We start from the raw sequence: 25,594 nt of genomic DNA, 5'->3' as shown, positions 1-25,594 counted from the left end.
CCAACGAGGATTTCGATTTGAAGGCCTTCGCCACGAAGCGTGTCGCGATGGCGCGATTCCAGACCGCGCAGGGGATGATGATCGACGGCGAAGTGGACAGTTGCGCGCTGTTCGAAGCGCAGGCCACCGAGGCGCAGCGCGCGGTCGAACTGGTCAATCAGGGCCATGCCACGCTGATCGCGTCCAATCTGGAAGATCCCCCGCCGCAACGACAGGACGGGGCGAACAGAAGGCAAACACGATGAGCACGCTGACAAAGCTGGCGCTTGGCGCCATGGGGCGGCTCCGGCCCAAGCCCGCGACGGGCGATGCGCCGCCCAGGATCGTGTTGCCTGCGCCCGAGAAGGCCGGCGGTTTGCCGTTGATGGAGGCGATAGCGGCCAGGCGGTCGCAGCGTGAATTCGCCCGCACGGAGCTGCCGATGCCGATGTTGTCGAACCTGCTGTGGGCGGCCAATGGCATCAATCGGGACGATGGCGGCCGCACCGCACCGTCGGCGATGCATGCCAATGAAATCGACATCTACGTCGCGCTTCCCTCCGGCGCCTATCGCTACGACGCCGGGGACAATGCGCTGCAACTGGTCGCCGGCAGCGACATCCGGCGCATTACCGGCTACCAGGATTTCGTCGACGAGGCTCCGCTCGACCTCGTCTATGTCGCTGACCACGGCCGCATGACGCTGATCCCGGTCGCAAGCCGCGAAAGCTTCGCGTCCGTCGCGGCCGGCGCGATCACGGAAAACGTCTATCTGTTTGCGGCCAGCAGCGGCCTTGCCACCGTGATCCGCGCATGGATCAACCGCGAGGCGATTGCGGAAGCGCTCGGACTGCCTCACGACCACCAGGTGCTGCTGTCGCAGACGGTCGGCTTTCCCGCGAGCTGATCCGCAGCCAATTGAGCCCGCACGGCAGTTCGGCGCGCTGCCAGCAAGGATGCACCGCGCATCGCGGCGGGCTGCGCCTTCGGCCAGCTGATCCGCCGATCGGCTAGACCGAGAATCCGGGCGATGTCCGCGCCATGCCATCGAACGCGTCGAGCAGCTTTTCCCGCCACGCATAGACGGGATCATCGGCTTCGAGCAGCTTGAACGGGCTCGTCGCGCGCGCCCATTGAAAGCCGCCGAACACGAGGTAGTCGGCATAGTTCGGCGCGGCGCCGCCGATGAAGGGCTGCTTCTTCACGGTTTGCCGCATCACTTCGAGCGATTTGCGGAACGCGACCACGCCGGTGTCGCGGCTTGCCATGGCCTGCTCCAGCGTCCTGCCGCCGAAGCGCGCCTCGCGCGACTGGCGGAAATAGGCGGCGTCGACCTCGTCGAGATTGTTCGGGATGTCGGCGACGATCAGCGGAAAGATGCCGCCGACGATGACGATGTCGCCCCAAGCGTTGATCATGCGCGCCATGGCACGGCCGCCCTCGCCGCCGAACAGCGACGGGCGGTCCGGGAAATTGTCCTCGAGATAATTCGCGATCGCCCAGGAATCGACCACCGGCTTGTCATCGTGCAGCAGTACCGGAACCTTCTCCGAGCCGTGCGGCGCGATCGCGCTCTTTTCGGTGAAGCGCCAGGGCAGCGATTCCGCCGCGAGGCCCTTGTGCGCCAGCGCCATCCGCGTGCGCCAGCAATACGGGCTGAACGGACGCGCAGCATCGGTGCCGACGAGTTCGTAGAGCTTGAGTGACATGGTGGGGCTCCGTCATTGCGAGCGCAGCGAAGCAATCCAGACTACCGCCGCCGAGACATTCTGGATTGCTTCGCTTGCACTCGCAATGACGTTGTGGAGGCCGAAACACTCGCAACTACCGCCCATGCGCTCGCAGCAGCTTTTCGCCGCCTTCCGTCACCGCGATCACCAGCCCCACACCGGCAATCGTCTCACGCGCGACGTAGCCGCGGTCGGCTGCGTCTTCCCAGATGGTGAGGCGCGGGCATGAGGTCTTCCAGGTCGAAATCACCTCGGCATAGGCGCGCGGCTCGCGCGCGACCCATTCGACGAAGTCCAGCACCAGCGGATCGGCAATTTCGCTCATTGCAAACCTCCCCTGTCGAAGGCGGCCAGAACCGGCACGCGAAGCATCAGCCAGCCGCCATAGGCGATATAGTAGCAGGCGATGGTGGGGATCAGCTTGTTCGACCAGGCCACGAATTGCTGGTCGGTCATGGCTTCGAGGATGCGCCGCGCCAGCGTGGTGCCGAGCATCGAGGCGAGGATGGCGACGCCGGCGAGCACGGGATCGAGGCTCGCGGCCTGGTCGATGATGCCACCGAAATAGATCAGCTTGGTGAAATGGCTGACGAGCTGGCACATCGCCTTGGTCGCGACCTTCTCGCGCCGGCCGAAATCGCCGCCGAGGAAGAAGGTGTCGAGCAGCGGGCCCGACACGCCGGTCATCAGCATCAGGCCCATGCAGATCGTGCCGTAGACCGTTCCCTGCCACAGACGGTCGGGGTCCGGCTTGATGTTCGCGGGCAACAGCCGCGCCATGAACGGGGTGATGCCGAGCAGCAGCAGCGCCATCGGCTTGTCCGGCACATAGCGGGTGAGCGACCACGCCGCGAGCGCGATGGCAGCGCCGACCATATAATTCGCGACCGGCCGCCAGCGGATATGCGCCCGCCACAGCAACGCGCGCCAGCCGTTCGAGGCCATCTGCGTGATCGCATGCAGCACCATCGCGGTCGGCAGCGGCATCAGCGCCAAGAGCACGCCGATCAGGATCAGCCCGCCCGCCATGCCGAACAGCCCCGACAGGAACGCGGTGGCGACCATCAGCAATCCGAGGGCAGCGATCATGATGGGCGTCACGTGGGGAATCTCCTGTGATGGGCACGTAAGGGACCGAAGCCGCCTCACTCCCTTGCCGCGCTTGCGGGAGAGCGTGGGGTGAGGGGGGTCTCCGCGGAGACGGTGAAAGTTGGATACGGAGAGTCCCCTCACCCGGAATCCAGGCTTTGCTTGGTCCCAGCCTCTCCCCGCACGCGGAGAGGCGAAGGGCACTGTCTTCACTTCAACAATCAGCCCCAATGACGCTTATATTTCTGCCCCGCTTGCCCCAGCTTCGCAAACTGAGTTATCTTGGCCTGGCCTCAGCTTTCCTGAGGGTCCGGTATAGGGTCCTGCATTTGCGGCGTCTGCTGTTTCTCAACGGCATCAAGGCATTCGAGGCGGCGGCGCGGACCGGCAGCTTTGCTGCGGCCGGGCTCGAGCTGAGCGTGTCGGCGGCCGCGGTCAGCCGCATGGTGCATCTGCTGGAAGAGCGGCTCGGCGTCGCGCTGTTCGAGCGCAAGGCCAACCGCCTGGTCCTGACCCAGGCCGGCCGCGCCTATCAGAGCGGGCTGACACCGATCTTCGACGCGCTGGCCAGCCTGACCGCGCAGGTGACGGCGCCGGCCAGCGTGCGCGTGCTCACCATCGGCGTCGGCCACACCTTTGCGATGCGCTGGCTGATTCCACGCCTGTCGGAGTTTCGCAGCGAAGAGCCCGACATCGAGGTGCGCTTCACCACCGGCGGCGCGTCGGTGCCGTTCGGCGAGGACTGGAGCTGCGGCATCAAGCTCGGCACCGGCGACTGGCCCGGCCTCGTCGCCGAGCCGCTGTTCGCCGGCGATCTCACCCCGGTCTGCGTGCCCCGCCTCGCGACCGGTCTGAAGCGCCCGTCCGACCTGAAGGGACCGAGCCTGATCCGCGTCGAACATTCGCCGGAGGACTGGCCGATCTGGCTGAAAGCCGCGAACCTCACCCGCATCAACCCGCGCGGGCCCGAGTTCCAGTTCTACGGCCAGGCGCTGCAGGCCGCCGCCGACGGGCTCGGCATCGCCATGGGCATCCGCCCCTATATCGACGACGACCTCGCCGCCGGCCGGCTGGTCGCACCGTTCGACCTCTCGGTACCCAAGGGCATGCGCTGGTATCTGGTCTATCGCAGCTTCCAGACCGAGCAGCGCGATTTTGCCGCGTTCCGCCGCTGGATCATGCGCGCGGCCTCGGAACCCGCCGCGCGCCCCGTCAAGCGGACGGGCCGTGTCACCGGGCGGAACTGACGGCGGGAGGCAAAAAAGCCCGCCGCTTGTGAACGGCTTCACATTCCGAAGTCCGTAAACGTGGTCCCCTGACCCTCCGAAAAGAAACGTGGGACCGACTGGAATGACGACCCTTTACGACGGCTTTGACATTGAATCCTTCGAGGCCGGCAAAGGCCTCTGGCACGCCCGCATCCGCCGCGCCGACCTCAGCCCCCTCGCCATCGACGGCGTGCTGTTTCCCGCGATGGAAGTCGGTTTCGCCTGGCCCGATCAGAGCGCCGCGATCGCCGACGCCAAGCACCACATCGACCGCTTCCGCCGCCGGGCCGACAGCGACGACGAATAAGCCGGCGGGACGGCAAGCAAACCAAAGACAACACAGCGTACAGGGGGGAACCGGGTCATGACAGTCATCGAAATCGAAGACCGGTCGCGACCGAGGATCTACAGCCGCGATGTGGTGTCGAAATGCCCCGAATGCAGCGGTGATCTTACGGTGCTCCGTGTGATTGGTGGCCGCTCCGGATGCGAGTACTGGGCCATGCGCTGCGACGCGTGCGGCGGCATCCACCTCGACATCCTCGAGCCGTATCTGGCGAGCGGGGACGACGAGGGTCCACTGCCGGCGGCGTGAGCCCCTGCCCTGCTGCCAACCTGCTGTCAGCAGGCTGCATGGCGGCGGTCATTCGCCCTTTATCGGGAGGCGGACTCATCCCATATTCGCCCCATGGCGAAGAAACCTGCTCCCCCGAAATCCCCGAAAACCAAGGCTCCGAACTCGAAGGCACATCGGCCCGATGTGCAGCCGATCGGGCCGGCGCTGGCTGAGCTGCTGAATCCCGCGATCAATCGCGGTGACGCCGGGCTTGGATCGGGCACCGGACTGCAGCCGCCGCCGGACAATTCGCGCGACCGCCGCTCCGGCGGCGAGGCTGCCGCGCATCGCGCGCGGGCCTCGACGCCCAAAGACCTTCAGAAGCAGTTTCCGCAGGATGCGGCGCGATCGATGCCGCTGCGGCCCAATCCCCAGCCACCGGGCGCCCGTGCGGCCGCCGAGGGCGGCGGCTTCGACGAAGCGCCGCAGGCCAATTACGGCACCGCCGCCACGATCCCCACGCTCGATCCGGAACTGGCGCGGCAGCTCGGCCTGCCCACCGAGGAGGACGATGCCGAAGCGCTGGCGCGGCCGCCGCGCAGCAAGATGGAGGCGCTCGGCGTCAAGGCGACTGCGGACGCGCTGGAATCGCTGATCCGCGAGGGCCGGCCGGAGTTCCGCAAGAATGACGGCTCCACCAAGGTGTGGACCCCGCACCGGCCGCCGCGGCCGGAAAAGTCGGAAGGCGGCGTGCGCTTCGAGATCAAGTCCCCCTACGAGCCGCGCGGCGACCAGCCGACCGCGATCAAGGAGCTGGTCGAAGGCATCCAGCGCAACGACCGTTCGCAGGTGCTGCTCGGCGTCACCGGCTCCGGCAAGACCTACACCATGGCCAAGGTGATCGAGGCGACGCAGCGCCCCGCCATCATCCTGGCGCCGAACAAGACGCTGGCCGCCCAGCTCTACGGCGAGTTCAAGAGCTTCTTCCCGGACAACGCGGTCGAGTATTTCGTCAGCTATTACGACTACTACCAGCCGGAAGCCTACGTTCCGCGCACCGACACCTACATCGAAAAGGACTCGTCGATCAACGAGCAGATCGACCGCATGCGCCACTCGGCGACGCGCGCGCTGCTCGAACGCGACGACGTCATCATCGTGGCCTCGGTGTCCTGCATCTACGGTATCGGCTCGGTCGAGACCTACACCGCGATGACCTTTGCGTTGAAGAAGGGCGAGCGGATCGACCAGCGCCAGCTCATCGCCGACCTCGTCGCGCTCCAGTACAAACGCACCCAGCACGACTTCACCCGCGGCACCTTCCGTGTCAGGGGCGACGTCATCGACATCTTCCCGGCGCACTATGAAGACCGGGCCTGGCGCGTGAACCTGTTCGGCGACACCATCGAGACCATCGAGGAGTTCGATCCGCTCACCGGCCACAAGCAGGACGAGCTCGAATTCATCAAGATGTACGCCAACTCGCACTATGTGACGCCGCGCCCGACCTTGGTGCAGGCGATCAAGTCGATCAAGGCGGAGCTGAAGCAGCGGCTCGACCAGCTCCACGACCAGGGGCGCCTGCTGGAGGCGCAGCGTCTCGAGCAGCGCACCACCTTCGACCTCGAGATGATGGAGGCGACGGGGAGCTGCGCCGGCATCGAGAACTATTCGCGCTATCTCACCGGGCGCCTGCCCGGCGAGCCGCCGCCGACGCTGTTCGAATACGTCCCCGACAACGCGCTGGTGTTCGCCGACGAGAGCCACGTCACGGTGCCGCAGATCGGCGGCATGTTCCGCGGCGACTTCCGCCGCAAGGCGACGCTGGCCGAATACGGCTTCCGTCTGCCCTCCTGCATGGACAACCGCCCGCTCCGCTTCGAGGAATGGGACATGATGCGGCCGCAGACGGTCGCGGTGTCGGCGACGCCGAGCGCCTGGGAACTGAACGAGAGCGGCGGCGTGTTCGTCGAGCAGGTCATTCGTCCCACCGGGCTGATCGATCCGCCCGTCGACATCCGCCCGGCCCGCACCCAGGTCGACGATCTCGTCGGCGAGGTCCGCGCCACCGCACAGGCCGGCTATCGCTCGCTGATCACGGTGCTGACCAAGCGCATGGCGGAGGATCTCACCGAATATCTGCACGAGCAGGGCATCCGCGTCCGCTACATGCACAGCGACATCGACACCATCGAGCGCATCGAGATCATCCGCGATTTGCGCCTCGGCGCCTTCGACGCGCTGGTCGGCATCAATTTGTTGCGCGAGGGCCTCGACATTCCCGAATGCGCGCTGGTCGCGATTCTCGATGCCGACAAGGAAGGTTTTCTGCGCAGCGAGACCTCGCTGATCCAGACCATCGGCCGCGCCGCGCGCAACGTCGACGGCAAGGTGATCCTCTATGCCGACCAGATGACGGGGTCGATGGAGCGCGCCATCGCCGAGACCAACCGCCGTCGCGAAAAGCAGGTCGAGTACAACACCGCCAACGGCATCACGCCGGAGAGCGTGAAGAAGCAGATCGGCGACATCCTCAACTCCGTCTACGAGCGCGACCACGTGCTGGTCGAGGTCGGCGGCCACGACATGACCGACGACGTCATCTCGATCGGCCACAATTTCGAAGCCGTGCTCGGCGATCTCGAAACCCGCATGCGCGAGGCCGCCGCCGACCTGAACTTCGAGGAAGCCGCGCGCCTCCGCGACGAAGTCAAGCGCCTGCGCGCCACCGAGCTTGCCGTGGTCGACGATCCCACCGCGAAGCAGCGCGTTGTGCAGGGCAAGGCCGGCGCCTATGCCGGCAGCAAGAAGTACGGCGATGCCGCCAATCTGCCGGTCAGCGCGATGAAGAAGAAAACGGTCAGCTCCGCGCTTAAAGCCAGCGGCGGCGGCAGTGGCTCTAGGGTGCACAAGCCGCATCTCGACGAGATGCATGGGCCGGAGTCGCTGCCCTTTCGGGAGAAGCAGACGCTGCCGTCAAAGCCGTTCGGCAGCACCAGCCGGATCATCCAGCCGACGGACTCACGGCAGTCGGGACCGGAGTTCGGGCCGGCGCCGAAGTCGACGGGTGGGATGCCGGGACGGCGCGGGGGATGGAAGAAGAGGTAGGGGGCGGTATCATCCGCGCCATTCGTGGCTATGGATTCTCGGATGGGCAATTGCGCATCTTAGCTCGCCGCTTCGCGGCGCCCCGTAATGACGATGGGGCCTCACCCCGCGCTTGCCGCCAGCAGCGACAACAGCAGCACCGACGCGATGAGTTGTACCGACGTCTCTGGCTTGGCGCGCCAGCGGGCGATCTTTTCGGAGAAGGACAGGCTGGCGTCGAAGAACGATGGCTCATAGGCCTTCGCAAATCTCGGGAATGTCGATCCCGCCCAGATCGCGAGCAAGCTGTAGAGGATCGTCGCCATTGCAATGGTGAGCACGGGATTGCCGCCGCGATGGTCGGCCAGCAGCTTCACCATCAGCGATGCTGCGGCGAAGATCGGGAAGCCCTGCAGGATCGCGGTCAACGCAAAGCCTTCGAGGCAGTTGAGGGGGGCGGATTTCGGTGCGGTGATCGAAGTCATGATACTCACCCCACGCTCGCCGTCACCACCGCCATCACCGACAGCAGCAGCACGATCGTCACCAGTTGCAGCGAGGCGACCGGCTGGGTGCGCCAGGCCGTGATCTTGTCGGACAACGACAGATGGGCCTCGAAGAATTTCGGCTCGTAGACGGTCTTGAAGAAGACCGGGAAGCTCGGGCCGAACGTCACCGCCAGCATCGCATGGGCGAGCGAGGCGATGGCGACGAAGATGGCGACGCCGGGGTCGCCGACGAGGTCGTGGTTGCCGACGAGCTTGAGCAGGAAGGCGGCGGCGGCGAAGGTCGGGAAGCTCTGCAGGATCGCGGTCAGCGCGAGTCCCTCGATCGCGTTGTGCAGGCGGGACTTTCTGACGGTTGCGATGGCGGCCATGGCACGTCTCCCTGATGACATAGGGATGACGATAGGCGCGCCGGGTCGGGCGTGATGTGAGCTGGGTCACGCACTTTTTGGGCTGCGGAACGAGGGGCGAGATGGAGTCTCAGATGCGCAATTGCGCATCTGAGTTCGGGCCAATTGGCGCGCCCCGGAATGACAGAGAATTACAGCTTCCCCTGCCCGTTCACCTGGCTCTGCTGCTGCCGCTGCTTTTCCTGCTCCTTGGCGTGGTGGCGGCCGTAGAGGCAGCCGGCGGCGGCGCCCAAGACGCCGTGATGGCCGGCATAATGGCCGGCGACGCCGCCGACGATAGCGCCCTTGATGCAGCCCTTGGCGTTGGCGGCGGAAGTCGCGCCGAGCATGAGCAGCGCGGCGGTGACGGCGAGAAGCGGCGTTTTCATGGGTCGATGTCTCCGGATGCGGCGTTGGCCCCCTCAACGAAAGCGGATGGGTCCGGGTTCCCTATTAGGCAACAAGACACCATGGTCCAGAGACGCACGGAGAGAAGCAGCCCCCCTGTGTTTTTGCCGATTGATGTACCCGCGTTACCCGCGGTAGCGTTGGCAATCCACGGCCAACCAGGGCGGGAGCAGCATGACGGTTGAAAAGCTGAACAGGCAACGCGTGCTGCATCTGCTCGACGCCTTCGCGCGCGGCGATCTCGAGGCCGCGCTGGCGTGCTGTACCGAGGACGTCGACTTCCTGACCCACGCGCCGATCGACGTGCTGCCGCATATGGTGCCCCGCCACGGCAAGCAAGAGCTGCGCGAACTCTGGCAGACGATCTGGTCGCGCTATTCGGAGGTCCGCTACAAGGCGCGGCACATCGTTGCCGAGAGCGACGAGGTCGCGACCTACATGCACACCTATTTCAGGAAGCGAAACAACGACCGCATCGTGCAATTCGACATGGCGGTGTTCTACAGCTTCCGCGGCGGGCTGGTGGCGGAGATCCGCGAGATCATTGATTCCTACGATCTGGTGCAACAGGTGCTCGAGCGCGAGATCGGGCCGCTGATCGAGGGGCAGCGGGAGGACTGAACCGTTCCTGCCCTGGAACCCGGCAGACGGCCCCGTCGCACCGGGAAATTACGGGGTTCTATTGCAAATCTCACACATCGCCATCAATTGTGCATTGCAAAAACGTGAATTGCGTTTTGGCCGAAATCACCTATTTTGTTTGTATACGAATGAGTTGAGCCCCACCGCCTGACTGCGCCTGGGGTCGTTTTCCGTTTTCTATCGCAAAGCCAGCGTCAGGACTGCCCAAAATGACAGAGCACAGCCTCTGGCGTTTCTCGCGCGCGTTGCACCGCGCGATCAACGACCGGCATTTCGAGGACATCGAGGCCCTGATCGACGAGGACGTCGAATGGGCGCTCTACGGCCCGATCGACATGTTTCCGTTCCTCGGCGCGCGCCAGGGCAAGGACGCCGTGCTCGACGTCGTCCGCCAGCTCGCCGACAATTTCCAGGTCCGCCGCTTCGACCGCGAGAGCATCATGCTGGGCGTCGATTCCGCCGCCTCGATGCTGCGTTATTCGCTGACGGCACTTGATTCCAACAAGCCGATCAGCTTGCGGGTCGCGCAGTTCGCCCAGTTCAGGGCGGGCAAGCTCACCAGCATGCGCGTCCTGATCGACACCTTCGACCTGGTCGAGCAGGCACTCGGCCGCGCCATTCATCTGCCGAAGATGACCAGCGTCGGCTGAGGGGGACACCAACGGGCCCCGCCGTTCGGGACCGATGACGATGCCTGACGCGACGTCCTGGCCTCCAGCCCCGCCGGATGCCGTCGCATCGAGAGCTCGTCGTCGGGCGCGCGCCTTTCGCGCGGCCCGTTGGTTCGCGTCCCCCACGCGAGTTGCCACAATTTCGCAACGATAAATCCGCATTGATGCAAGCAGACCGAATGGCGCATGGTCATCACCAGGGACCGCCTTATATTGGCGGACCACATGCGCTGGGGTTCACGGGCAGGACGATGGAATTCTCGACAGGTTTTGGCTGGACCAGGCTGCCGGTGCTGGCGGCCGCGTTCATCTTGGGCTCGGTGCTGACGTTACAGGCGCAGATCATTCCGCCCTTCTCCCCGCCCGCGGCCGTCGCCGACGACGAGGAGACCGAAGCGGCAGAGGTCCCCGACGTCAACGACCCCGACGTGATGAAGGGCGTCGACGTCGACAAGCTCGACTGGAGCCAGCTCGCGGTCGACGCCGGCACCGGCATCGACCCCATGGCCGCCAAGAAGCGCGCCCAGGCCGCCGCCAAGGACGGGCTGGACTGGTCGTCGAACGCCAATGCCAACGGCTCCTCGGCGGTGACGGTGAAGCAATCCGTGTTTTCGTTCTGGGATACGCGGATCGGCGCCGACATGACGGTGGCGAGCGAGCCCAGGACGATGTCCGAGCTGCTGGCGCAAAAGGCCAGCAATGGCGGCAACCTGCCGCAATCCTCGGGCAGCGCCTGGGCGACGGCAACCGCGCCCGGCGCGGGCGTGATCTGGGACAAGACCGCGGTGGAAGCCCGCGTCGATCCCGGTTCGGAACAGAGCAGGCTCGGGGCGTCGCTGATCAAATCGGTGCCGCTGTCCGGCGACACCTCGCTGACGCTGCAGAACGGCTACAGCGTCAACCAGCAGGGCACGAGTGCGGTCCCCGGCATCGGCGGCCACGTCACCCGCAATTACGAAACCGACCAGTCCGCCAAGGTCACCCTCACCGACACCGGCACCAGCGTCACCGCCGGCCAGACGCTGTCGACCACCGACGACAAATGGCTGCGCAAGGTCGGCGCCGAGCAGAAGCTGTTCGACAACGTCACCGTCTCCGGCTCGGTCGGCGAGACCTCGCAAGGCGCCATCAACAAGAGCGTCACGGCGGGTTTCAAGAAGAGCTGGTAGTTCACTGCCCTCGCCCCGCTTGCGGGGAGAGGGAATGAAGCACCGGCCGAGCCGCATTCACTTCGCCGCGGGGCCAGCATTCACACTCTCCTAACCATACGCCACGGCAAAGCCCCCGAATCGTCCGCCCTTGCCGTATCTCGGCCAAGTTGCGGTCAAAATCCGACGTCCTAGTCGGGCTGACCGAATTCGTCGTGCGGGGGACACTCGCGCTGCGCTCAACGCGAACAGGGGAATAACGATGAACGCCATGCGTCCGGAAAAGACCGAAGCCGCCGAGACCGAGACGGTCGACACCAACCTCGCCGCAGTCACGGAAGTCGAAGCCGGCATCCGCGACTTCGTCCGCAACGATATCGCCTATCTGCGCCGCCCGGCGGCGACGACCACCGACGCGCCGCCGCTCGACCCGAGCGCAGAGGCCACCGTCACCAACGTCAATTCGCTGATCCAGCGCGTCGCCGGCACGTCGCTCGCCGAGATCGAGAATCTGATCTCCGAGCTCGAGAGCCTGCGCGACCTGCTCCATGCCGAAGGCCAGCGCGTCCAGCGCGAGATCTCCGGCTACGCCCAGCTCAGCCAGGCCGCGATGAAGTCGACCCGCATGATCGCCGACAACGTCGCGCAGTGGAAGCGCGCCGCCGACGGCCTGCGCAACAGCTGATCGCAAGCACCGCCCATCATCAGCCGCCGCGTTCCGAAAGGAGCGCGGCGGTTTTGATTCCGGCGGTCTCGTGCCCCGGACGCGGTGCGGCACCACAAGCGCGGTGACGCGCGTCTTCGACGCGCTATGGTGACGCGCCGCAGAGCCGGGGCCCATGCCTCAGTCGAAATGGCTTCGAGATGGGTCCCGGCTCTGCGCAGCAGCGTTGCACGCTGCAGCGCGTCCGGGACACGAAGTGCCCTTTGAACCGTCTGCCGCTCTCCACCGACCAATGCCGAGCGCCCGCAGCCTTTGCGGCCGCGCTTGGGGACATTTCAGATGGAAAGCATTCGGCCCGACAACACCGACCCGATTCCGATGCGGCCCGCGCCGAATCAATTCGGCACGATCATGCTGCGCTTCGTGGGATTGCTGGCGGTCGCGATCGCGGTGCTGGGGCTCGTCTATAGCCGCTGAGGGCGGAAGCCGCTTGCGGCCCCGCGAAGTTAACGAACGCTTACCGGCTCGCGTCGACGGCCGAGGCTTCCAGGGTGTAGGCGCCATCGGCATAGCCCTTCACCACCATGCCGGCGACCAGCATCACTGCCAGCGTCGCGGTCGCGAAGAGAAATCCAACAAACTTGAGTGCGCCGCGATCAGCCATGGTCCTCGTCCCCTGTCGTCTGCCCAATTCGTTTCAAATAGACAGCGACAGGTTCATAATTAGTTAGCAACTGACTAGTTCCGCAAAACTGCGTCGCGGTAACCATCTTGCGCAGGCTTATGGCAGCCGCCCGGAATCGCGTCCATAGCGCGCGGGCAACACTCGCGCATCATTTGCCGCGTTCATTTTGGAACAGGTCTAACCACCGCTCTTCGCACGCATCGGCACGAAGGCGCTGGCGGTGATGGAATAGACCTCCTCGCCGCGCTGGTTGGTGCCGGTGGTGCGGGCGGTCAGGATGCCCCAGCCGGCGCGCGAGGCGGAAATACGCTTGTCGATGACGACATTGACGTAGGCGACGGTGTCGCCGGCGAGCACCGGCCGGATCCAGCGCAGGTCGCGAAAGCCCGGCGACGGCCCCCACACCGCGACCTCCTCGCCGCGCGCTGCGGCTTCGCGCGCCAGGCGCTGGCCGTCGGCGACAAGCAGGCTCATGCAGGCCGAGCCGACATGCCAGCCCGAGGCGGCAAGTCCGCCGAACAACGAGTTCTTGCCCTCTTCCTCGTCGAGATGAAAACGCTGCGGATCGAACTTCGCCGCGAAATTCTTGATGCCTTCGGCCGTGAACGTATAGCTGCCGATCTCGCGGCGCTGGCCGATCTCGATATCGTGGAAGAACCGCATCAGACCGCCCCTTCGCGCCGCTTGATCAGGATCGGCGAGGTCATCTCGCCCAGCGCCTCCCCCTTGGCGTTGTGCACGGTGCATTTGAACTTGACGATGCCGAGCTCGGGCCGACTCTTCGAGGGGCGCGCTTCCAACACGTCGACATCGAGCATGAGATCGTCGCCGGGTCTGAGCGGCGACAGCCAGCGCACCTCGTCGACGCCGGGCGAGCCGAGCGAGGCGGCACGGGTAATGAATCCGTCGGCCATCATCCGCATCATCAGCGAACAGAGGTGCCAGCCCGAGCCGGAGAGGCCGCGCAGCATGCTCTTGGCTGCGGCCTCCTCGTCGAGGTGCATCGGCTGCGGATCGAACTCGGCCGCGAAAGCCAGAATTTCGTCGCGGGTAACGTGGCGCGGGCCGAATGTTCCGAACCGGCCGGGCGGGAAATCTTCAAAGGTCAGGGTCATCTTGGGAAAGCTTTGAGGGAATGACAGATTGTGGCCGCACTTTGCGGCAATCTCAACCCGCCGGTCCGCATGGCTCGTGCTACATACGGGGTGGCAGCGTTGGTCTTGAGTCGGATCAACCGAGGACCGAGATCCATTTACCAAGGCCCAATGCCCTGGGGAGAGCAATGTTTTCATTCAGCGATCTGTTTCAGTGGGACCGCTTCATCACGCCGACGATCATCAAGACCTTCTATTGGCTGGTGATCGCGCTGATCTGCCTGTTCGGCCTCTCCGGCATCTTCTCAGGGCTCGCTGCGATGGCGATCAGCCCGTTCGGCGGTTTCCTGGTGCTGCTGTCGTCGATCGCGAGCGTCGTCGTCGGGATCGTGTTCTCGCGCATCCTTGCCGAGCTGATCCTGATCGTCTTCCGCATCAACGAGCATCTCGGCGCGATCCGCGACCAGGGCGGCGGGCTGCGGTGAGTCTCGTGTCCCGGACGCGGCGCGGCATGAAATGACGCGACGCAGAGCCGGGACCCATGCATCAACAATCAAGACTTCTGGGCCCCGGCTCTGCAGCGCACCGCAAGCGCGCTGCGCTGCGTCCGGGGCACGCGATCCAGCCTTACGTATTGAACCGGAAGTGCATCACGTCGCCGTCGGCGACGACGTATTCCTTGCCTTCGAGGCGAAGCTTGCCGGCATCGCGGGCGCCGGCTTCGCCGCCGAGTGCCACGTAATCCTCATATGCGATCGTCTCGGCGCGGATGAAGCCCTTCTCGAAATCGGTGTGGATCACACCGGCCGCGCCCGGCGCCTTGGTGCCGCGGTAGATGGTCCAGGCGCGCGCTTCCTTCGGGCCCACCGTGAAGTAGGTGATGAGGTCGAGCAGCGTGTAGCCGGCGCGGATCAGGCGATCGAGACCGGCCTCTTCGAGACCCAGCGTCTCCAGGAAGTCGGCGCGCTCATCGCGTGAAATGGTGGCGATCTCGGATTCGATCTTGGCCGAGATGACGACGGCGACGGCGCCTTCCTTGGCGGCCTGCTCCTGCACCGCCTTGGAGAACGCATTGCCGGTCGCGGCCGAGCCTTCCTCGACGTTGCAGACATAGAGTACGGGCTTGGACGACAGCAGGCCGAGCATCCCGAAGGCGCGCTCCTCCTCCGCCTTGCGCTCGACCAGGCGGGCGGGCTTGCCCTCGCGCAGCAGCACCAGCGTGCGGTTGACGAGGTCGAGCTGCTCCTTGGCGTCCTTGTCGTTGCCCTTGGCCTTCTTGGTGAGGTTGTCGACGCGCTTCTCGAGGCTGTCGAGGTCGGCGAGCATCAGCTCGGTCTCGATGGTCTCGATGTCGGCGAGCGGGGCGATCTTGCCCTCGACATGAGTGATGTCGGAATCTTCAAAGCAGCGCACGACATGCGCGATGGCATCGACCTCGCGGATGTTGGCGAGGAACTGGTTGCCGAGGCCCTCACCCTTGGAGGCGCCGCGGACGAGGCCGGCGATGTCGACGAAGGTCAGCCGGGTTGGGATGATCTGGCCGGACTTGGCGATCGCCGCGAGCTTGTCGAGCCTGGGATCCGGCACGGCGACCTCGCCGACATTCGGCTCGATGGTGCAGAACGGATAGTTCGCAGCCTGCGCCGCGGCCGTCTCGGTCAGCGCATTGAACAAGGTCGACTTGCCGACATTGGGCAATCCGACGATCCCGCATTTGAATCCCACGAGCGTTATTCCTTGCCGTTGTCGTCCTTGGTCAAAAATCCCTTCGCCTGCATCGCGAGATGCACCCTGTTGGCGAAAGTCGCGTCCGTGCCCTTGGCGACCAGGCCTGCGTGCTCGGCCACCGCCTCGCACAGCGTCGCCACCCAGTCGTTGTCGGCCTTGGCGAAGTCCGACAGCACGTGGCCGTGCACCAGTTCCTTGACGCCGGGATGACCGATGCCGAGCCTGATACGGCGATACTCGTTGCCGATATGCGCCGAGATCGAGCGCAGGCCGTTATGGCCGGCGATCCCGCCGCCGATCTTCACCCGCACCTTGCCCGGCGGCAGCTCGAGCTCGTCATGAAACACGGTGACGTCGCCCATGGCGATCTTGAAGAAGCTCGCCGCTTCCTGAACGCTGCGGCCGGAATCGTTCATGTAGGTCGTGGGCTTGAGCAGGATCACGCGCTCGGTGCCGAGCGTGCCTTCCGAGGTCTCGCCCTGAAAACGACGGCGCCATGGTGCGAAACCATGACGCCGCGCGATCTCGTCGACGGCCATGAAGCCGATATTGTGCCGGTTGCGTGCGTATTTCGCGCCGGGATTGCCGAGCCCAACAAAGAGTCGCATGACGCGGCGCGCCCCTCGCTCGGCGCGCGGTCAGAGACCGCGCGCCAGCTTTGAGAGATTACTTCTTCTTGTCGCCGCCGGCGGGAGCCTTGGCAGCGGCCGCCGGAGCAGCACCCGCAGCCGGAGCAGCACCAGCCGCCGGAGCAGCCGCAGCAGCGCCAGGAGCTGCAGCCGCAGCCGCGGCCTTCTGCTCTTCGGCGTAGCCGGACGGCGGCACGATGGTGACGAGGGTCGCGTCCTCGCGGGTCAGCGCCTTCACGCCGGCCGGCAGCTTGACGTCCGACAGATGCAAGGAGTGACCGATTTCGAGCGAGCCGACATCGGCCTCGATGTACTGCGGGATGCTCTCGGCGCCGCATTCGATCTCGATCGCATGAGCCACGATGTTGACGGCGCCGCCGCGCTTCACGCCGGGCGAGCCTTCCGCCTTCACGACATGCAAGGGAACGCTGATGCGGATGGTGGCGCCTTCGCCGAGCCGCATGAAGTCGACATGGATCGGGAAGTCCTTGACCGGATCGAGGTGATAGTCGCGCGGAATCACGCGGTGCTTCTTGCCGTCGAGGTCGATGTCGACCAGCGTGGTCAGGAACCGGCCGGCGAGGATGCGCTGGCGCAATTCACGATCGTCAACCGAGATCGGGAGCGGGGGTTGCTTGTTACCGTAGATCACTCCGGGCACTTTCCCGGCGCGACGCTCAGCCCGGGCGGCCCCCTTGCCGCTCTTCGGACGTGCGGTCGCCTTCAATTCCTTGACGGTCGTCGCCATGTCGTTAAGTCCTTGTTTTTGCAAAAGTTAATGGGCCGCAGCGCGGCCCATGGCATCGTTCGCAGCAAGCCTCCAGGGGTGCGGGGGCCACGAACTGGCGGGCTTTTACCCGGAAGATGCGGAAATGACAAGGAGAATGGGCGGCTCGTCATGCCCGGGCTTGACCCGGGCATCCATCGTCAAAATGACCTTTCGAGACGGATGGATGGCCGGGTCAAGCCCGGCCATGACGACCTCAATTGAACCTACCCGAGCTTGGCCTCCAGCGCCGCGATGCGCGCCTTCAGCGCCTCGTTCTCCTCGCGCGCCAGGCGGGCCATGTCCTTGACCGCCTCGAACTCCTCGCGCTTGACCAGATCCATGTCGCGCAGGAATTTTTCGGCCTGGGTGCGCATCACCGTGTCGAACTCGCGCTTGACGCCCTGGGCGGCACCGGCGGCGTCGTTCATAAGGCGGCCGATCTCGTCGAAAAACCGGTTGTTGGTCTGGGTCATTTCGGTCTCCTGGCGGCCTCAACTTTGCGCGAACTCTCGAAAAGACAATGGCAATCCGAGCGGAACGGTTCAAGGCCCGATCGGCGGTATCCTTGTCATGAACCGGTTTCCTTGCAATCGTATTCAACGTCCCTGCATAAGAAGAATCACAAGGCGAATGAGATGATCGACCAGCAGATCGCAATCCCCACCAGGGACGGCCACACCGCAACCTTCATCTCCCATCCCGAACGCGGCGGGCCGTTTCCGGTCATCCTGTTCTACATGGACGCGCCCGCGATCCGCGAAGAGCTGCGCGACATGGCGCGCCGGCTTGCGACCTCAGGCTATTACGTGATGCTGCCGAACCTCTATTACCGCTCCGGCGTGATGGAGCTCGGCGCGCTGCCCGCCGATCCGAACGCGCCGGAACGCAAGCGCATGTTTGCGCTGATGGGCTCGCTCACGATCCCCATGATCATGGACGACACCAGGGCGCTGCTCACCCATGCCGAAGGCCAGGCGGCCGCGAACACCAAGCTGGTCGGAACCGTCGGCTATTGCATGAGCGGCCGCTACGCCATCAACGCCGCCACGCACTTCCCCGATCGCGTCAAGGCGGCCGCCTCGGTCTACGGCGTGCAACTGGCAACGGATCAGGACGACAGCCCGCATTTGGCCGCGGCCAAGACCAGGGCCGAACTCTATTTCGCCTGCGCCGAGACCGACGTCTACGCGCCGCCGGAGATCGTCGAGAAGGTCAAGGTGGGCATGAACGGCGCGAAAGCCGAGGTCGAGATCTATCCCGGCACCCATCACGGCTTCGCCTTCCCCAAGCGCCCGGTCTATGACCGCGACGCCGCCGAGCGGCATTGGGAGCGTCTGTTGGCGCTCTATCGCCGCAATCTCGTCCAGACATAGAAGGCGCGATGCAGCTTCTTCTCATCGACTTTCCCGCCTTCAAGCCGATCGCGCTCGAGATCGGCCCGTTCGCGATCCGCTGGTATGCGCTGGCCTATATCTGCGGCATCGTGTTCGGCTGGCTCTATGCGCGCTCGCTGCTGAAGAAGGAGCGCCTGTGGGGCGGCCCCGCGCCGATGTCGCTGCTGCAGATCGACGACTTCATCCTCTGGGTCACGCTCGGCATCATTCTCGGCGGCCGCACCGGCTACGTGCTGTTCTACAACCTGCCGTTTTTCATCGATCATCCTGCCGCGATCTTCCGATTGTGGGAGGGCGGCATGTCCTTCCATGGCGGCTTCCTCGGCTGCGTCGTCGCGGTGATGTGGTTTGCTTATCGCAACAAGATCCCGATCCTGTCGCTCGGTGACATCACCACCGCGGTCGCCCCGGTCGGGCTGCTGCTCGGGCGCATCGCCAACTTCATCAACGGCGAATTGTGGGGCCGCGCCACCGATGCAAGCCTGCCCTGGGCGATGATCTTCCCGCATGATCCCACGCAGCTACCGCGTCATCCGAGCCAGCTCTACGAGGCAGGCATGGAAGGCATCCTGCTGTTCACGGTGCTCGCGATCATGATCCGGCTCGGCGCGCTGAAGCGGCCCGGCATGATCCTTGGCGCTTTCATCCTGATCTACGGCCTGTCCCGGATTGCCGGCGAGCATTTCCGCGAACCGGACGTGCAGCTTGGTTTCCTCTGGGGCGGATTAACCATGGGCATGCTGCTGTCGATCCCGATGCTTATCGTGGGCGGCATACTTATTGTATTGGCAGTCAGGCGCGGGGCGCCGAAGCCCATCGAGGCCATTCGTTAATTCATTTCGAGAAAGTACGCCGTGACCGACCAGCCGCTACTCGATGAGATCAAGGCGCTGATCAAAGCCTCAGGCCCCATGCCGGTCTGGCGCTACATGGAACTGTGCCTGATGCATCCGCGCCATGGCTATTACGTCTCGCGCGATCCGTTGGGACGTGAGGGCGACTTCACCACCGCGCCCGAGGTCAGCCAGATGTTCGGCGAGCTATTGGGACTATGGACCGCCTCGGTGTGGAAGCAGATGGGCTCGCCGCAATTCCTGCGGCTGATCGAGCTCGGCCCCGGCCGCGGCACCATGATGGCGGACGCGCTGCGCGCGCTCCGCGTGCTGCCGCCGCTGTACCAGGCGCTTCACATCCACATGGTCGAGGTCAATCCCGTGCTGCGCGAGCGGCAGGGTGCGACGCTTTCGGGCGTGCGCAACATCGCCTGGCACGACAGCATCGACGATGTGCCGGAAGGACCGAGCATCATCCTCGCCAACGAATATTTCGACGTACTGCCGATCCACCAGATGATCCGCCACGAGAACGGCTGGCATGAGCGCGTGATCGAGATCGACGGCAACGGAAAACTTCAATTCGGCGCGGCATCCGAGCCGACCCCGCGCTTCGACGTGCTGCTGCCGCCCTTGGTGCGCGCCGCGCCCGTCGGCGCCGTGTTCGAATGGCGGCCCGACGGCGAGATCATGAAGCTCGCCACGCGCGTGCGCGACCAGGACGGCGCGGCGCTGATCATCGACTATGGCCATTTGCGCAGCGACGCCGGCGACACTTTCCAGGCGATTGCGCGTCACACCTTCACCGATCCCTTGAAGGCGCCGGGCCAGGCCGACGTCACCGCCCATGTCGACTTCCAGGCATTGGCGCGCGCGGCGGAGGATGTCGGCGCGCGCGTGCACGGGCCGGTAACGCAAGGCGACTTCCTCAAGCGCATCGGCATCGACACCCGCGCCGCAGCCTTGATGCAGAAGGCGACGCCCGAGGTCGCCACCGACATTTCGATCGCGCTGAAGCGGCTGACGGACACCGGGCGCAGCGGCATGGGCTCGATGTTCAAGGTGCTCGGCATCTCCGAGCCGCGGCTGACGGCCATTGCCGGCCTCAGCGATCTCGAACAGGCCGGAGACAATTGATGACCCTCACCTCGTCGCTGCTGGCAGCCGTGCCCGGCCTGCGCCATGCCTTCTTCACGCGGGAAGGCGGCGTCTCCGGCGGCATCTATTCCGCGCTGAACGGCGGCCTCGGCTCGAACGACGATCAGGCCCTTGTCGCGGAAAACCGCCGCCGCATGGCGGAACATGTCGGCGTCGCGCCGGACCGCTTCCTCAGCCTGCACCAGATCCATTCGCCTGACGTGCTTGTCGCAGAAACGCCGTGGCCGAGCGGGCCGCGGCCGAAGGGCGACGCGCTGGTGACCAACACGCCCGGCATCGCGCTCGGCGTCTCCACCGCCGATTGCGGGCCGGTGCTGTTCGTCGACCCCAATGCGCGCGTGATCGGCGGCGCACATGCCGGCTGGAAGGGCGCGCTGACTGGCGTGCTGGAATCGACGATCTCGGCGATGGAGAAGCTGGGCGCCACCCGCAGCGGCATCATCGCCGCAATCGGGCCCTTGATCCGCCAGGACAGCTACGAGGTCGGCAACGAGTTCGTCGCGCGGTTCATCGAGGCCGATGCCGACAACGCAATCTTTTTCATCCCGTCGGTGCGCGAGGGCCACGCGATGTTCGACCTCGCCGGCTTCATTCGCAACCGGCTCGAGGCCGCCGGCATCCTGATGATCGACGATCTCGGCCTCGACACCTACGCCGACGAGCGCTTCTTCAGCTATCGCCGTTCGGTGCATCGCAAGGAGCCGGATTACGGCCGTCACGTTCACGCGATCGCGCTGGAAGGGTGAGGTCTCGTGCCCCGGACGCGGCGCAGCACGAAAGTGATGCGCTGCTGAGCCGGGGCCCATCTCTCTGCGATCTTGATCTCGGCGACAGGCTGGGTCCCGGCTCAGCGCAGCGGCACTGCGCGCCGCAGCGCGTCCGGGACACGCACCGGTGTCCCATCCGTCGCTTTAAGGGCTATACGCTCGAAGCGTGAACACAGCGGCAACCCCGTGTCATTCCGGGGCGATTCCCGATGCGATGACGGTGGCCTGTGTCGTCCCTGCCCTAGACCTTAATCGATTTTAACGATATCGCTGCCCTCCATAATGAGGGACGCGTCATTCATCCTGGGCCGTGCGGGTTCGCGCGTGCTGGCGATCGTGCTGCTGACGGCAGCGACCGCGCTTGGCGGTTGCGCCGGCGGCGGCGGGGCCGCCAATTCCTATGCGATGGCGCCGAGCACGGGCAGCGGTGCGACAGTCGCCTTCGAATCGATCGACGGGCCGCCGCCGCAGGTGTTCGACCGCATGGTTGGCGTGCTCGACAGCGAATCCAAGCTGCGCAGCCTGTCCGTCGTCTCCCGCGAGGGCTCGGCCGCCTACCGGGTGCGCAGCTATCTCTCCGCCCAGGTGGTGCGCGGCAAGACGGTGATCGCCTGGGTCTGGGACGTCTACGACGCCAACCAGCAGCGGGCCCTGCGCCTCTCCGGCGAGGAGCCGACCGCCGCCAAGGGTGGCCGCGATCCCTGGAACGCCGCCGACGACCTCGTGCTGCGGAAGATCGCCCAGGCCGGATTCAGCGGACTTTCCAACATGATCAGCGGAACGCCGGATGCACCGGGCACGGCTCCGGGCCTTCGAGGACCGGCGGTCGCGAGCGTCGCTCCGATCGGACCCACACCCGAGATGCCGGCCTCGGCACTCGGCTATGCCGAGCGATAACCCCCGCTAAACCACGGCCTCAAGTTGCGGCCAAGCCGTTGGCCCGACTCAGGATTTTCGAAGGGAAAACGTAGCCTCCCGGGTTGCCATCGCAGCCCCCGGCCTGATATTTCCTCGCCCGTCATAACCGTGCTTCCAGTGGGATCTGAGATGTTGAACGTCGTATCCAGCAAAGCGCGGGAGGAAGCATCCATGTCGGGCAAGAACGGCTCCATCAAGCTCGTCGCCGGCAACTCCAATCCGGCCCTTGCGCAGGCGATCGCGCAGGGCCTCGACCTGCCACTGACCAAGGCGGTGGTGCGGCGCTTCGCCGACATGGAGATCTTCGTCGAGATCCAGGAGAACGTCCGCGGCTCGGATGCCTTCATCATCCAGTCGACCTCGTTCCCGGCAAACGACCATCTGATGGAATTGCTGATCATCACCGACGCGCTGCGCCGCTCCTCGGCGCGCCGCATCACGGCGGTGATCCCGTATTTCGGCTACGCCCGGCAGGATCGCAAGTCCGGTTCTCGCACGCCGATCTCGGCCAAGCTCGTCGCCAACCTGATCACCCATGCCGGCGTCGACCGCGTCATGACGCTCGACCTTCACGCTACCCAGATCCAGGGCTTCTTCGATATCCCGACCGACAATCTGTTCGCTGCCCCCGTGATGGTGCGCGATATCCGCGAACGTTTCGACCTCGGCAAGGTGATGGTGGTCTCGCCAGATGTCGGCGGCGTGGCCCGCGCTCGCGGCCTTGCCAAGCGCATCAACACCCCGCTCGCGATCGTCGACAAGCGCCGCGAGAGGGCGGGTGAATCCGAGGTCATGAACGTGATCGGCGACGTCGCCGGCTATAGCTGCATCCTGGTCGACGACATCGTTGACTCCGGCGGCACGCTGGTGAACGCAGCCGACGCGCTGATCGCCAAGGGTGCGAAGGACGTCTACGCCTACATCACCCACGGCGTGCTCTCCGGCGGCGCGGCCGCCCGCATCGCCGGCTCCAAGCTGAAGGAGCTCGTGATCACCGACTCGATCCTGCCGACCGACGCGGTGACCAAGGCGCCGAACATCCGCACGCTGCCGATCGCCAGCCTGATCTCGGACGCCATTGCGCGCACCGCAGCAGAAGAGTCGGTCTCGAGCCTGTTCGACTAGTTTTTCGATCCCGATAAGGTCTCGTAGGGTGGGCAAAGGCGCGAAGCGCCGTGCCCACCATCTCACATTGATCGCACTCAGAACGTGGGCACGCTTCGCTTTGCCCACCCTACGGCACCTCGCGCCGCAGCGCGCCTCGCCCCCCACGGGTTGTTGCCGGCTGCCACCCATGACATCATCATGACACCGAGTCATCTCTGCCTGGATGCCTGATGCCAAGCCGGAAATTTGCCTGGGAGAAGCTGCCGGACGACGAGCTGCTCCAGCAGAGGCTCTCGACCCTGAAGGTTACGGTCGAAGGCACCTGGCTCGAGGATTGCGTCGGCACACTCCATCAGGAACTCGACGAGCGGGGCATCCGGCTGCAGCCGCACACGTGGATCTCGAGCGAATGGTTCAGTCCGGGAGGCGTGCCAGGTATCGCGATTCCCTTCTATCTGGCTCATCCCCGCCTGATGAAGCTCGAGAAGAAGATGATGTTCGACGTCGAGGGCGGGACCTGGCGCGAATGCATGGCCATACTCCGCCACGAAGCGGGCCACGCCATTCAGCACGGCTATCAGCTGCAGCGCCGCCGGCGTTGGCAGCAGCTGTTCGGCCCGTCGTCGAAGCACTATCCGCGCTACTACCGGCCCAATCCGGCGAGCCGGCGCTACGTTCAGCATCTCAGGCTGTGGTACGCACAAAGCCATCCGGATGAGGATTTTGCCGAGACCTTTGCGGTGTGGCTGCGGCCGCGCTCGAACTGGCGGACGCGATACGCCGGCTGGCCGGCGCTGAAGAAGCTCGAATATGTCGACGAGCTCATGAGCGAGATCGCAGGAAAGCGGCCGCTGATCACGACGCGGGAGCGTGTCGATCCGCTGGGCCGGCTCAGTCAGACGCTCGAAGAGCATTACAAGAAAAAGCAGGCGTTCTACGCCTTTACGCCGGCAAAGACCTACGACCGCGACCTGTCCAGGCTGTTTTCCGCCGACCCGCGGCACCACCGCGCAAAGCCGGCCTCGGTCCTGATCCGGCGAAACCGCGCCCAGATCAGGCAATTGGTCGCGCGATGGACCGGCGAGAACCAGCTCACGCTCGACGCGGTGCTCGACGAGATGATCTCCCGGTGCCGCGAACTCGATCTGCGTGCCGTGGGTCCCGAGCAGAAGCTCGTCCTCGATTTCATTGTCCTCGTGACCGCCAAGACGATGCACGCGATGTTTGGCCCGTCCCGGCGTAAATGGATCGCCCTATGAGACGACTCCGCATTCTGGTCCTCATGCATCCGGACTTCCTGCCGCCGGACTCAAGCGAAGGGTACAGCGCGCAGGAGATCAACAATTGGAAAACGGAATACGACGTCGTCAGCACCTTGCGTGCAGCCGGCCACGACGTGCGTGCGCTCGGTGCGCAGGAGGAAATCAAGCCGGTGCGCGTCGAGATCGAGAGCTTCAAGCCGCATGTGGTGTTCACGTTGCTGGAGGAGTTCCACAACAACGTCGCCTTCGACCAGCACATCGCGAGCTATCTCGAACTGATGAAGGTGCCCTACACCGGGTGCAATCCGCGCGGCCTGATCCTGGCGCGCGGCAAGGACCTGTCCAAGACGCTGGTGCATCATCGCCGCATTGCGGTGCCGGCCTTCGCCGTTTTCCCGATGCGACGCCGGGTCAAGCGGCCGAAACATCTGGCGCTGCCGCTGATCGTCAAGAGCCTGAACATGGATGGATCGGCCGGCATTTCTCAGGCCTCCATCGTCGAAACCGACGAAAAGCTCGCGGAGCGCGTCGCCTTCATCCATGATCGAAGCGAAACCGCCGCCATCGCCGAGCAGTTCATCGAGGGACGCGAGCTCTACGTCGGCGTGCTCGGCAACAATCGCCTGCGCGTTCTGCCGGTCTGGGAGCTGAAATTCGGCAGCATGGGCGGGCGCAGGTCACGCCACATCGCCACCGAAAAGGCCAAGCACGACACCGACTATCAGGAGAAAGTCGGTATCGTCGACGGGCCTGCGAACGATCTCGGACCGGAAGTGACCGCCCGGATCCAGCGGGCCGCGAAGCGTATCTACCGGGCGCTCGGACTCGACGGCTACGCGCGGATCGATTTTCGCCTTGCCGCCGACGGCACGCCCTATTTCATCGAAGCCAATCCCAATCCCGAGATCGCCAAGAGCCAGGAATTCGCCACGGCGGCTCTCCATGCCGGGCTCAAATATCCGGACCTCCTGCAGCGCATCCTGGCGCTGGGGATCAGTCGCGCCAAGGCGGGGGTGTCGCTGGGGTAAATTCGCGACTTGCGATCTCGCGCCATGCGCCGGCATCGCGTTCTCCCGCCGCCGACGTCAATCGAGACGACGACGGCGGGATAAC

Annotated in this window: 33 protein-coding genes; 20 read left to right on the top strand and 13 right to left on the bottom strand. The window is 65.1% G+C overall.

Features of this window, described 5'->3' with window-relative positions; all coding sequences use genetic code 11:
- Positions 1-17: 17 nt before the first annotated feature.
- Together CIT40_RS06120 and CIT40_RS06115 are read left to right on the top strand one after the other, a co-directional pair.
- A complete protein-coding gene (locus CIT40_RS06120) occupies positions 18-245 on the top strand; it encodes a hypothetical protein (RefSeq protein ID WP_148667172.1) in 228 nt (75 codons plus the stop codon).
- The gene (locus CIT40_RS06115) at positions 242-886 is read left to right on the top strand and encodes a SagB/ThcOx family dehydrogenase (protein WP_094895046.1); all 645 of its coding nucleotides are present in this window, start codon (positions 242-244) and stop codon (positions 884-886) included. Before CIT40_RS06120 ends, CIT40_RS06115 begins: the two co-directional genes overlap by 4 nt.
- A 103-nt stretch (positions 887-989) precedes the next feature.
- Here CIT40_RS06115 and CIT40_RS06110 read toward each other — a convergent pair whose 3' ends face one another.
- The 3 genes from CIT40_RS06110 to CIT40_RS06100 all read right to left on the bottom strand — a co-directional run bounded on the left by CIT40_RS06110 (position 990) and on the right by CIT40_RS06100 (position 2,810).
- Complete coding sequence (locus CIT40_RS06110; RefSeq protein WP_094895045.1) at positions 990-1,688, bottom strand: glutathione S-transferase family protein; 699 nt, start codon at positions 1,686-1,688, stop codon at positions 990-992.
- A gap of 115 nt (positions 1,689-1,803) precedes the next feature.
- The gene (locus tag CIT40_RS06105; protein ID WP_094895044.1) at positions 1,804-2,034 is read right to left on the bottom strand and encodes a hypothetical protein; all 231 of its coding nucleotides are present in this window, start codon (positions 2,032-2,034) and stop codon (positions 1,804-1,806) included.
- Complete coding sequence (locus CIT40_RS06100) at positions 2,031-2,810, bottom strand: sulfite exporter TauE/SafE family protein (RefSeq protein WP_094895043.1); 780 nt, start codon at positions 2,808-2,810, stop codon at positions 2,031-2,033. The genes CIT40_RS06105 and CIT40_RS06100 overlap by 4 nt, the downstream gene beginning before the upstream one ends.
- 317 nt (positions 2,811-3,127) lie before the next feature.
- Between CIT40_RS06100 and CIT40_RS06095 the strand changes: the two genes are divergently transcribed.
- The 4 genes from CIT40_RS06095 to uvrB all read left to right on the top strand — a co-directional run bounded on the left by CIT40_RS06095 (position 3,128) and on the right by uvrB (position 7,730).
- Positions 3,128-4,045: a LysR substrate-binding domain-containing protein gene (locus CIT40_RS06095; RefSeq protein WP_094895042.1), complete on the top strand. Its 918-nt coding sequence runs from the start codon at positions 3,128-3,130 to the stop codon at positions 4,043-4,045.
- A gap of 103 nt (positions 4,046-4,148) precedes the next feature.
- Entirely contained in the window at positions 4,149-4,373 is a 225-nt protein-coding gene (locus CIT40_RS06090; RefSeq protein ID WP_094895041.1) for a hypothetical protein, read from the top strand.
- 57 nt (positions 4,374-4,430) lie between these two features.
- On the top strand, positions 4,431-4,661 hold the full coding sequence (locus CIT40_RS06085; RefSeq protein WP_094895040.1) for a hypothetical protein: 231 nt from the start codon (positions 4,431-4,433) through the stop codon (positions 4,659-4,661).
- 93 nt (positions 4,662-4,754) lie between these two features.
- Positions 4,755-7,730: an excinuclease ABC subunit UvrB gene (uvrB, locus tag CIT40_RS06080; RefSeq protein WP_094895039.1), complete on the top strand. Its 2,976-nt coding sequence runs from the start codon at positions 4,755-4,757 to the stop codon at positions 7,728-7,730.
- Positions 7,731-7,831: 101 nt separating this feature from the next.
- Here uvrB and CIT40_RS06075 read toward each other — a convergent pair whose 3' ends face one another.
- From CIT40_RS06075 to CIT40_RS06065, 3 genes are all read right to left on the bottom strand, one after another.
- Positions 7,832-8,194: a hypothetical protein gene (locus tag CIT40_RS06075; RefSeq protein WP_094895038.1), complete on the bottom strand. Its 363-nt coding sequence runs from the start codon at positions 8,192-8,194 to the stop codon at positions 7,832-7,834.
- Positions 8,195-8,199: 5 nt separating this feature from the next.
- The gene (locus tag CIT40_RS06070; protein ID WP_094895037.1) at positions 8,200-8,586 is read right to left on the bottom strand and encodes a hypothetical protein; all 387 of its coding nucleotides are present in this window, start codon (positions 8,584-8,586) and stop codon (positions 8,200-8,202) included.
- Positions 8,587-8,756: 170 nt separating this feature from the next.
- Positions 8,757-8,993, bottom strand: coding sequence for a hypothetical protein (locus tag CIT40_RS06065; RefSeq protein WP_094895036.1), 237 nt, complete (start codon positions 8,991-8,993; stop codon positions 8,757-8,759).
- A 193-nt stretch (positions 8,994-9,186) separates the two neighbouring features.
- On the opposite strand from CIT40_RS06065, the gene CIT40_RS06060 reads away from it, so the two are divergent.
- The 5 genes from CIT40_RS06060 to CIT40_RS06040 all read left to right on the top strand — a co-directional run bounded on the left by CIT40_RS06060 (position 9,187) and on the right by CIT40_RS06040 (position 12,614).
- Positions 9,187-9,633 (top strand): nuclear transport factor 2 family protein, encoded by a 447-nt coding sequence (locus CIT40_RS06060; RefSeq protein WP_094895035.1) that lies wholly within the window; start codon positions 9,187-9,189, stop codon positions 9,631-9,633.
- Between the two features lie 230 nt (positions 9,634-9,863).
- Positions 9,864-10,304: a nuclear transport factor 2 family protein gene (locus CIT40_RS06055; protein WP_094895034.1), complete on the top strand. Its 441-nt coding sequence runs from the start codon at positions 9,864-9,866 to the stop codon at positions 10,302-10,304.
- Between the two features lie 272 nt (positions 10,305-10,576).
- Positions 10,577-11,494, top strand: a complete 918-nt coding sequence (locus CIT40_RS06050; protein ID WP_094895033.1) for a hypothetical protein — start codon at positions 10,577-10,579, stop codon at positions 11,492-11,494.
- A 241-nt stretch (positions 11,495-11,735) separates the two neighbouring features.
- Positions 11,736-12,158 carry a hypothetical protein gene (locus tag CIT40_RS06045; protein ID WP_028140177.1) on the top strand — a complete coding sequence of 141 codons (423 nt, stop codon included), beginning with the start codon at positions 11,736-11,738 and terminating at the stop codon, positions 12,156-12,158.
- A 318-nt stretch (positions 12,159-12,476) separates the two neighbouring features.
- On the top strand, positions 12,477-12,614 hold the full coding sequence (locus CIT40_RS06040) for a hypothetical protein (protein WP_167443326.1): 138 nt from the start codon (positions 12,477-12,479) through the stop codon (positions 12,612-12,614).
- A 40-nt stretch (positions 12,615-12,654) separates the two neighbouring features.
- On the opposite strand, the gene CIT40_RS06035 is transcribed toward CIT40_RS06040, so the two are convergent.
- The 3 genes from CIT40_RS06035 to CIT40_RS06025 form a co-directional block, all read right to left on the bottom strand.
- Positions 12,655-12,801: a hypothetical protein gene (locus CIT40_RS06035; RefSeq protein ID WP_162859507.1), complete on the bottom strand. Its 147-nt coding sequence runs from the start codon at positions 12,799-12,801 to the stop codon at positions 12,655-12,657.
- Between the two features lie 198 nt (positions 12,802-12,999).
- Positions 13,000-13,485, bottom strand: a complete 486-nt coding sequence (locus tag CIT40_RS06030) for a MaoC family dehydratase (RefSeq protein ID WP_094895032.1) — start codon at positions 13,483-13,485, stop codon at positions 13,000-13,002.
- On the bottom strand, positions 13,485-13,937 hold the full coding sequence (locus tag CIT40_RS06025) for a MaoC family dehydratase (protein ID WP_094895031.1): 453 nt from the start codon (positions 13,935-13,937) through the stop codon (positions 13,485-13,487). The genes CIT40_RS06030 and CIT40_RS06025 overlap by 1 nt, the downstream gene beginning before the upstream one ends.
- 167 nt (positions 13,938-14,104) lie before the next feature.
- Here CIT40_RS06025 and CIT40_RS06020 point away from each other — a divergent pair, with 167 nt between their 5' ends.
- Positions 14,105-14,401: a DUF4282 domain-containing protein gene (locus tag CIT40_RS06020; RefSeq protein WP_094895030.1), complete on the top strand. Its 297-nt coding sequence runs from the start codon at positions 14,105-14,107 to the stop codon at positions 14,399-14,401.
- Positions 14,402-14,543: 142 nt separating this feature from the next.
- Here CIT40_RS06020 and ychF read toward each other — a convergent pair whose 3' ends face one another.
- The 4 genes from ychF to CIT40_RS06000 form a co-directional block, all read right to left on the bottom strand.
- Entirely contained in the window at positions 14,544-15,641 is a 1,098-nt protein-coding gene (ychF, locus tag CIT40_RS06015; RefSeq protein ID WP_094895029.1) for a redox-regulated ATPase YchF, read from the bottom strand.
- A 5-nt stretch (positions 15,642-15,646) separates the two neighbouring features.
- Complete coding sequence (gene pth / locus CIT40_RS06010; protein ID WP_094895028.1) at positions 15,647-16,252, bottom strand: aminoacyl-tRNA hydrolase; 606 nt, start codon at positions 16,250-16,252, stop codon at positions 15,647-15,649.
- 58 nt (positions 16,253-16,310) lie between these two features.
- Positions 16,311-17,021 carry a 50S ribosomal protein L25/general stress protein Ctc gene (locus tag CIT40_RS06005; protein ID WP_094895027.1) on the bottom strand — a complete coding sequence of 237 codons (711 nt, stop codon included), beginning with the start codon at positions 17,019-17,021 and terminating at the stop codon, positions 16,311-16,313.
- A gap of 245 nt (positions 17,022-17,266) precedes the next feature.
- Positions 17,267-17,515, bottom strand: coding sequence for an accessory factor UbiK family protein (locus CIT40_RS06000; RefSeq protein WP_094895026.1), 249 nt, complete (start codon positions 17,513-17,515; stop codon positions 17,267-17,269).
- Positions 17,516-17,677: 162 nt separating this feature from the next.
- Here CIT40_RS06000 and CIT40_RS05995 point away from each other — a divergent pair, with 162 nt between their 5' ends.
- The 8 genes from CIT40_RS05995 to CIT40_RS05960 all read left to right on the top strand — a co-directional run bounded on the left by CIT40_RS05995 (position 17,678) and on the right by CIT40_RS05960 (position 25,509).
- A complete protein-coding gene (locus CIT40_RS05995) occupies positions 17,678-18,415 on the top strand; it encodes a dienelactone hydrolase family protein (protein WP_094895025.1) in 738 nt (245 codons plus the stop codon).
- 8 nt (positions 18,416-18,423) lie between these two features.
- Positions 18,424-19,269: a prolipoprotein diacylglyceryl transferase gene (lgt, locus tag CIT40_RS05990; protein ID WP_094895024.1), complete on the top strand. Its 846-nt coding sequence runs from the start codon at positions 18,424-18,426 to the stop codon at positions 19,267-19,269.
- Positions 19,270-19,290: 21 nt separating this feature from the next.
- A complete protein-coding gene (locus tag CIT40_RS05985; protein ID WP_094895023.1) occupies positions 19,291-20,406 on the top strand; it encodes a class I SAM-dependent methyltransferase in 1,116 nt (371 codons plus the stop codon).
- Positions 20,406-21,173, top strand: coding sequence for a peptidoglycan editing factor PgeF (gene pgeF, locus CIT40_RS05980; protein ID WP_094895022.1), 768 nt, complete (start codon positions 20,406-20,408; stop codon positions 21,171-21,173). Before CIT40_RS05985 ends, pgeF begins: the two co-directional genes overlap by 1 nt.
- 303 nt (positions 21,174-21,476) lie before the next feature.
- Complete coding sequence (locus tag CIT40_RS05975; RefSeq protein WP_094895021.1) at positions 21,477-22,091, top strand: hypothetical protein; 615 nt, start codon at positions 21,477-21,479, stop codon at positions 22,089-22,091.
- A gap of 192 nt (positions 22,092-22,283) precedes the next feature.
- The gene (locus CIT40_RS05970) at positions 22,284-23,237 is read left to right on the top strand and encodes a ribose-phosphate pyrophosphokinase (RefSeq protein ID WP_162307369.1); all 954 of its coding nucleotides are present in this window, start codon (positions 22,284-22,286) and stop codon (positions 23,235-23,237) included.
- 212 nt (positions 23,238-23,449) lie between these two features.
- On the top strand, positions 23,450-24,478 hold the full coding sequence (locus CIT40_RS05965) for a putative zinc-binding metallopeptidase (protein ID WP_094895019.1): 1,029 nt from the start codon (positions 23,450-23,452) through the stop codon (positions 24,476-24,478).
- The gene (locus CIT40_RS05960; RefSeq protein WP_162307368.1) at positions 24,475-25,509 is read left to right on the top strand and encodes a D-alanine--D-alanine ligase family protein; all 1,035 of its coding nucleotides are present in this window, start codon (positions 24,475-24,477) and stop codon (positions 25,507-25,509) included. Before CIT40_RS05965 ends, CIT40_RS05960 begins: the two co-directional genes overlap by 4 nt.
- Positions 25,510-25,594 lie beyond the last annotated feature (85 nt).

The sequence above is a fragment of the Bradyrhizobium amphicarpaeae genome (assembly GCF_002266435.3).
GTDB classification, from domain to species: Bacteria; Pseudomonadota; Alphaproteobacteria; order Rhizobiales; family Xanthobacteraceae; genus Bradyrhizobium; species Bradyrhizobium amphicarpaeae.
The sequence above is the reverse complement of the archived record's forward strand: the minus strand, read 5'-3'. Positions and strand labels throughout refer to the sequence as shown.

What these genes read in the sequence shown, in the direction of transcription:
- CIT40_RS06115 (WP_094895046.1), top strand. Translation starts at nt 242, where the DNA reads ATGAGCACGCTGACAAAGCTGGCGCTTGGCGCCATGGGGCGGCTCCGG.
- CIT40_RS06110 (WP_094895045.1), bottom strand. Translation starts at nt 1,688, where the DNA reads ATGTCACTCAAGCTCTACGAACTCGTCGGCACCGATGCTGCGCGTCCG.
- CIT40_RS06105 (WP_094895044.1), bottom strand. Translation starts at nt 2,034, where the DNA reads ATGAGCGAAATTGCCGATCCGCTGGTGCTGGACTTCGTCGAATGGGTC.
- CIT40_RS06090 (WP_094895041.1), top strand. Translation starts at nt 4,149, where the DNA reads ATGACGACCCTTTACGACGGCTTTGACATTGAATCCTTCGAGGCCGGC.
- CIT40_RS06085 (WP_094895040.1), top strand. Translation starts at nt 4,431, where the DNA reads ATGACAGTCATCGAAATCGAAGACCGGTCGCGACCGAGGATCTACAGC.
- uvrB (WP_094895039.1), top strand. Translation starts at nt 4,755, where the DNA reads ATGGCGAAGAAACCTGCTCCCCCGAAATCCCCGAAAACCAAGGCTCCG.
- CIT40_RS06075 (WP_094895038.1), bottom strand. Translation starts at nt 8,194, where the DNA reads ATGACTTCGATCACCGCACCGAAATCCGCCCCCCTCAACTGCCTCGAA.
- CIT40_RS06070 (WP_094895037.1), bottom strand. Translation starts at nt 8,586, where the DNA reads ATGGCCGCCATCGCAACCGTCAGAAAGTCCCGCCTGCACAACGCGATC.
- CIT40_RS06065 (WP_094895036.1), bottom strand. Translation starts at nt 8,993, where the DNA reads ATGAAAACGCCGCTTCTCGCCGTCACCGCCGCGCTGCTCATGCTCGGC.
- CIT40_RS06060 (WP_094895035.1), top strand. Translation starts at nt 9,187, where the DNA reads ATGACGGTTGAAAAGCTGAACAGGCAACGCGTGCTGCATCTGCTCGAC.
- CIT40_RS06055 (WP_094895034.1), top strand. Translation starts at nt 9,864, where the DNA reads ATGACAGAGCACAGCCTCTGGCGTTTCTCGCGCGCGTTGCACCGCGCG.
- CIT40_RS06050 (WP_094895033.1), top strand. Translation starts at nt 10,577, where the DNA reads ATGGAATTCTCGACAGGTTTTGGCTGGACCAGGCTGCCGGTGCTGGCG.
- CIT40_RS06045 (WP_028140177.1), top strand. Translation starts at nt 11,736, where the DNA reads ATGAACGCCATGCGTCCGGAAAAGACCGAAGCCGCCGAGACCGAGACG.
- CIT40_RS06040 (WP_167443326.1), top strand. Translation starts at nt 12,477, where the DNA reads ATGGAAAGCATTCGGCCCGACAACACCGACCCGATTCCGATGCGGCCC.
- CIT40_RS06035 (WP_162859507.1), bottom strand. Translation starts at nt 12,801, where the DNA reads ATGGCTGATCGCGGCGCACTCAAGTTTGTTGGATTTCTCTTCGCGACC.
- CIT40_RS06030 (WP_094895032.1), bottom strand. Translation starts at nt 13,485, where the DNA reads ATGCGGTTCTTCCACGATATCGAGATCGGCCAGCGCCGCGAGATCGGC.
- CIT40_RS06025 (WP_094895031.1), bottom strand. Translation starts at nt 13,937, where the DNA reads ATGACCCTGACCTTTGAAGATTTCCCGCCCGGCCGGTTCGGAACATTC.
- CIT40_RS06020 (WP_094895030.1), top strand. Translation starts at nt 14,105, where the DNA reads ATGTTTTCATTCAGCGATCTGTTTCAGTGGGACCGCTTCATCACGCCG.
- pth (WP_094895028.1), bottom strand. Translation starts at nt 16,252, where the DNA reads ATGCGACTCTTTGTTGGGCTCGGCAATCCCGGCGCGAAATACGCACGC.
- CIT40_RS06005 (WP_094895027.1), bottom strand. Translation starts at nt 17,021, where the DNA reads ATGGCGACGACCGTCAAGGAATTGAAGGCGACCGCACGTCCGAAGAGC.
- CIT40_RS06000 (WP_094895026.1), bottom strand. Translation starts at nt 17,515, where the DNA reads ATGACCCAGACCAACAACCGGTTTTTCGACGAGATCGGCCGCCTTATG.
- CIT40_RS05995 (WP_094895025.1), top strand. Translation starts at nt 17,678, where the DNA reads ATGATCGACCAGCAGATCGCAATCCCCACCAGGGACGGCCACACCGCA.
- lgt (WP_094895024.1), top strand. Translation starts at nt 18,424, where the DNA reads ATGCAGCTTCTTCTCATCGACTTTCCCGCCTTCAAGCCGATCGCGCTC.
- pgeF (WP_094895022.1), top strand. Translation starts at nt 20,406, where the DNA reads ATGACCCTCACCTCGTCGCTGCTGGCAGCCGTGCCCGGCCTGCGCCAT.
- CIT40_RS05975 (WP_094895021.1), top strand. Translation starts at nt 21,477, where the DNA reads ATGAGGGACGCGTCATTCATCCTGGGCCGTGCGGGTTCGCGCGTGCTG.
- CIT40_RS05970 (WP_162307369.1), top strand. Translation starts at nt 22,284, where the DNA reads ATGTCGGGCAAGAACGGCTCCATCAAGCTCGTCGCCGGCAACTCCAAT.
- CIT40_RS05965 (WP_094895019.1), top strand. Translation starts at nt 23,450, where the DNA reads ATGCCAAGCCGGAAATTTGCCTGGGAGAAGCTGCCGGACGACGAGCTG.
- CIT40_RS05960 (WP_162307368.1), top strand. Translation starts at nt 24,475, where the DNA reads ATGAGACGACTCCGCATTCTGGTCCTCATGCATCCGGACTTCCTGCCG.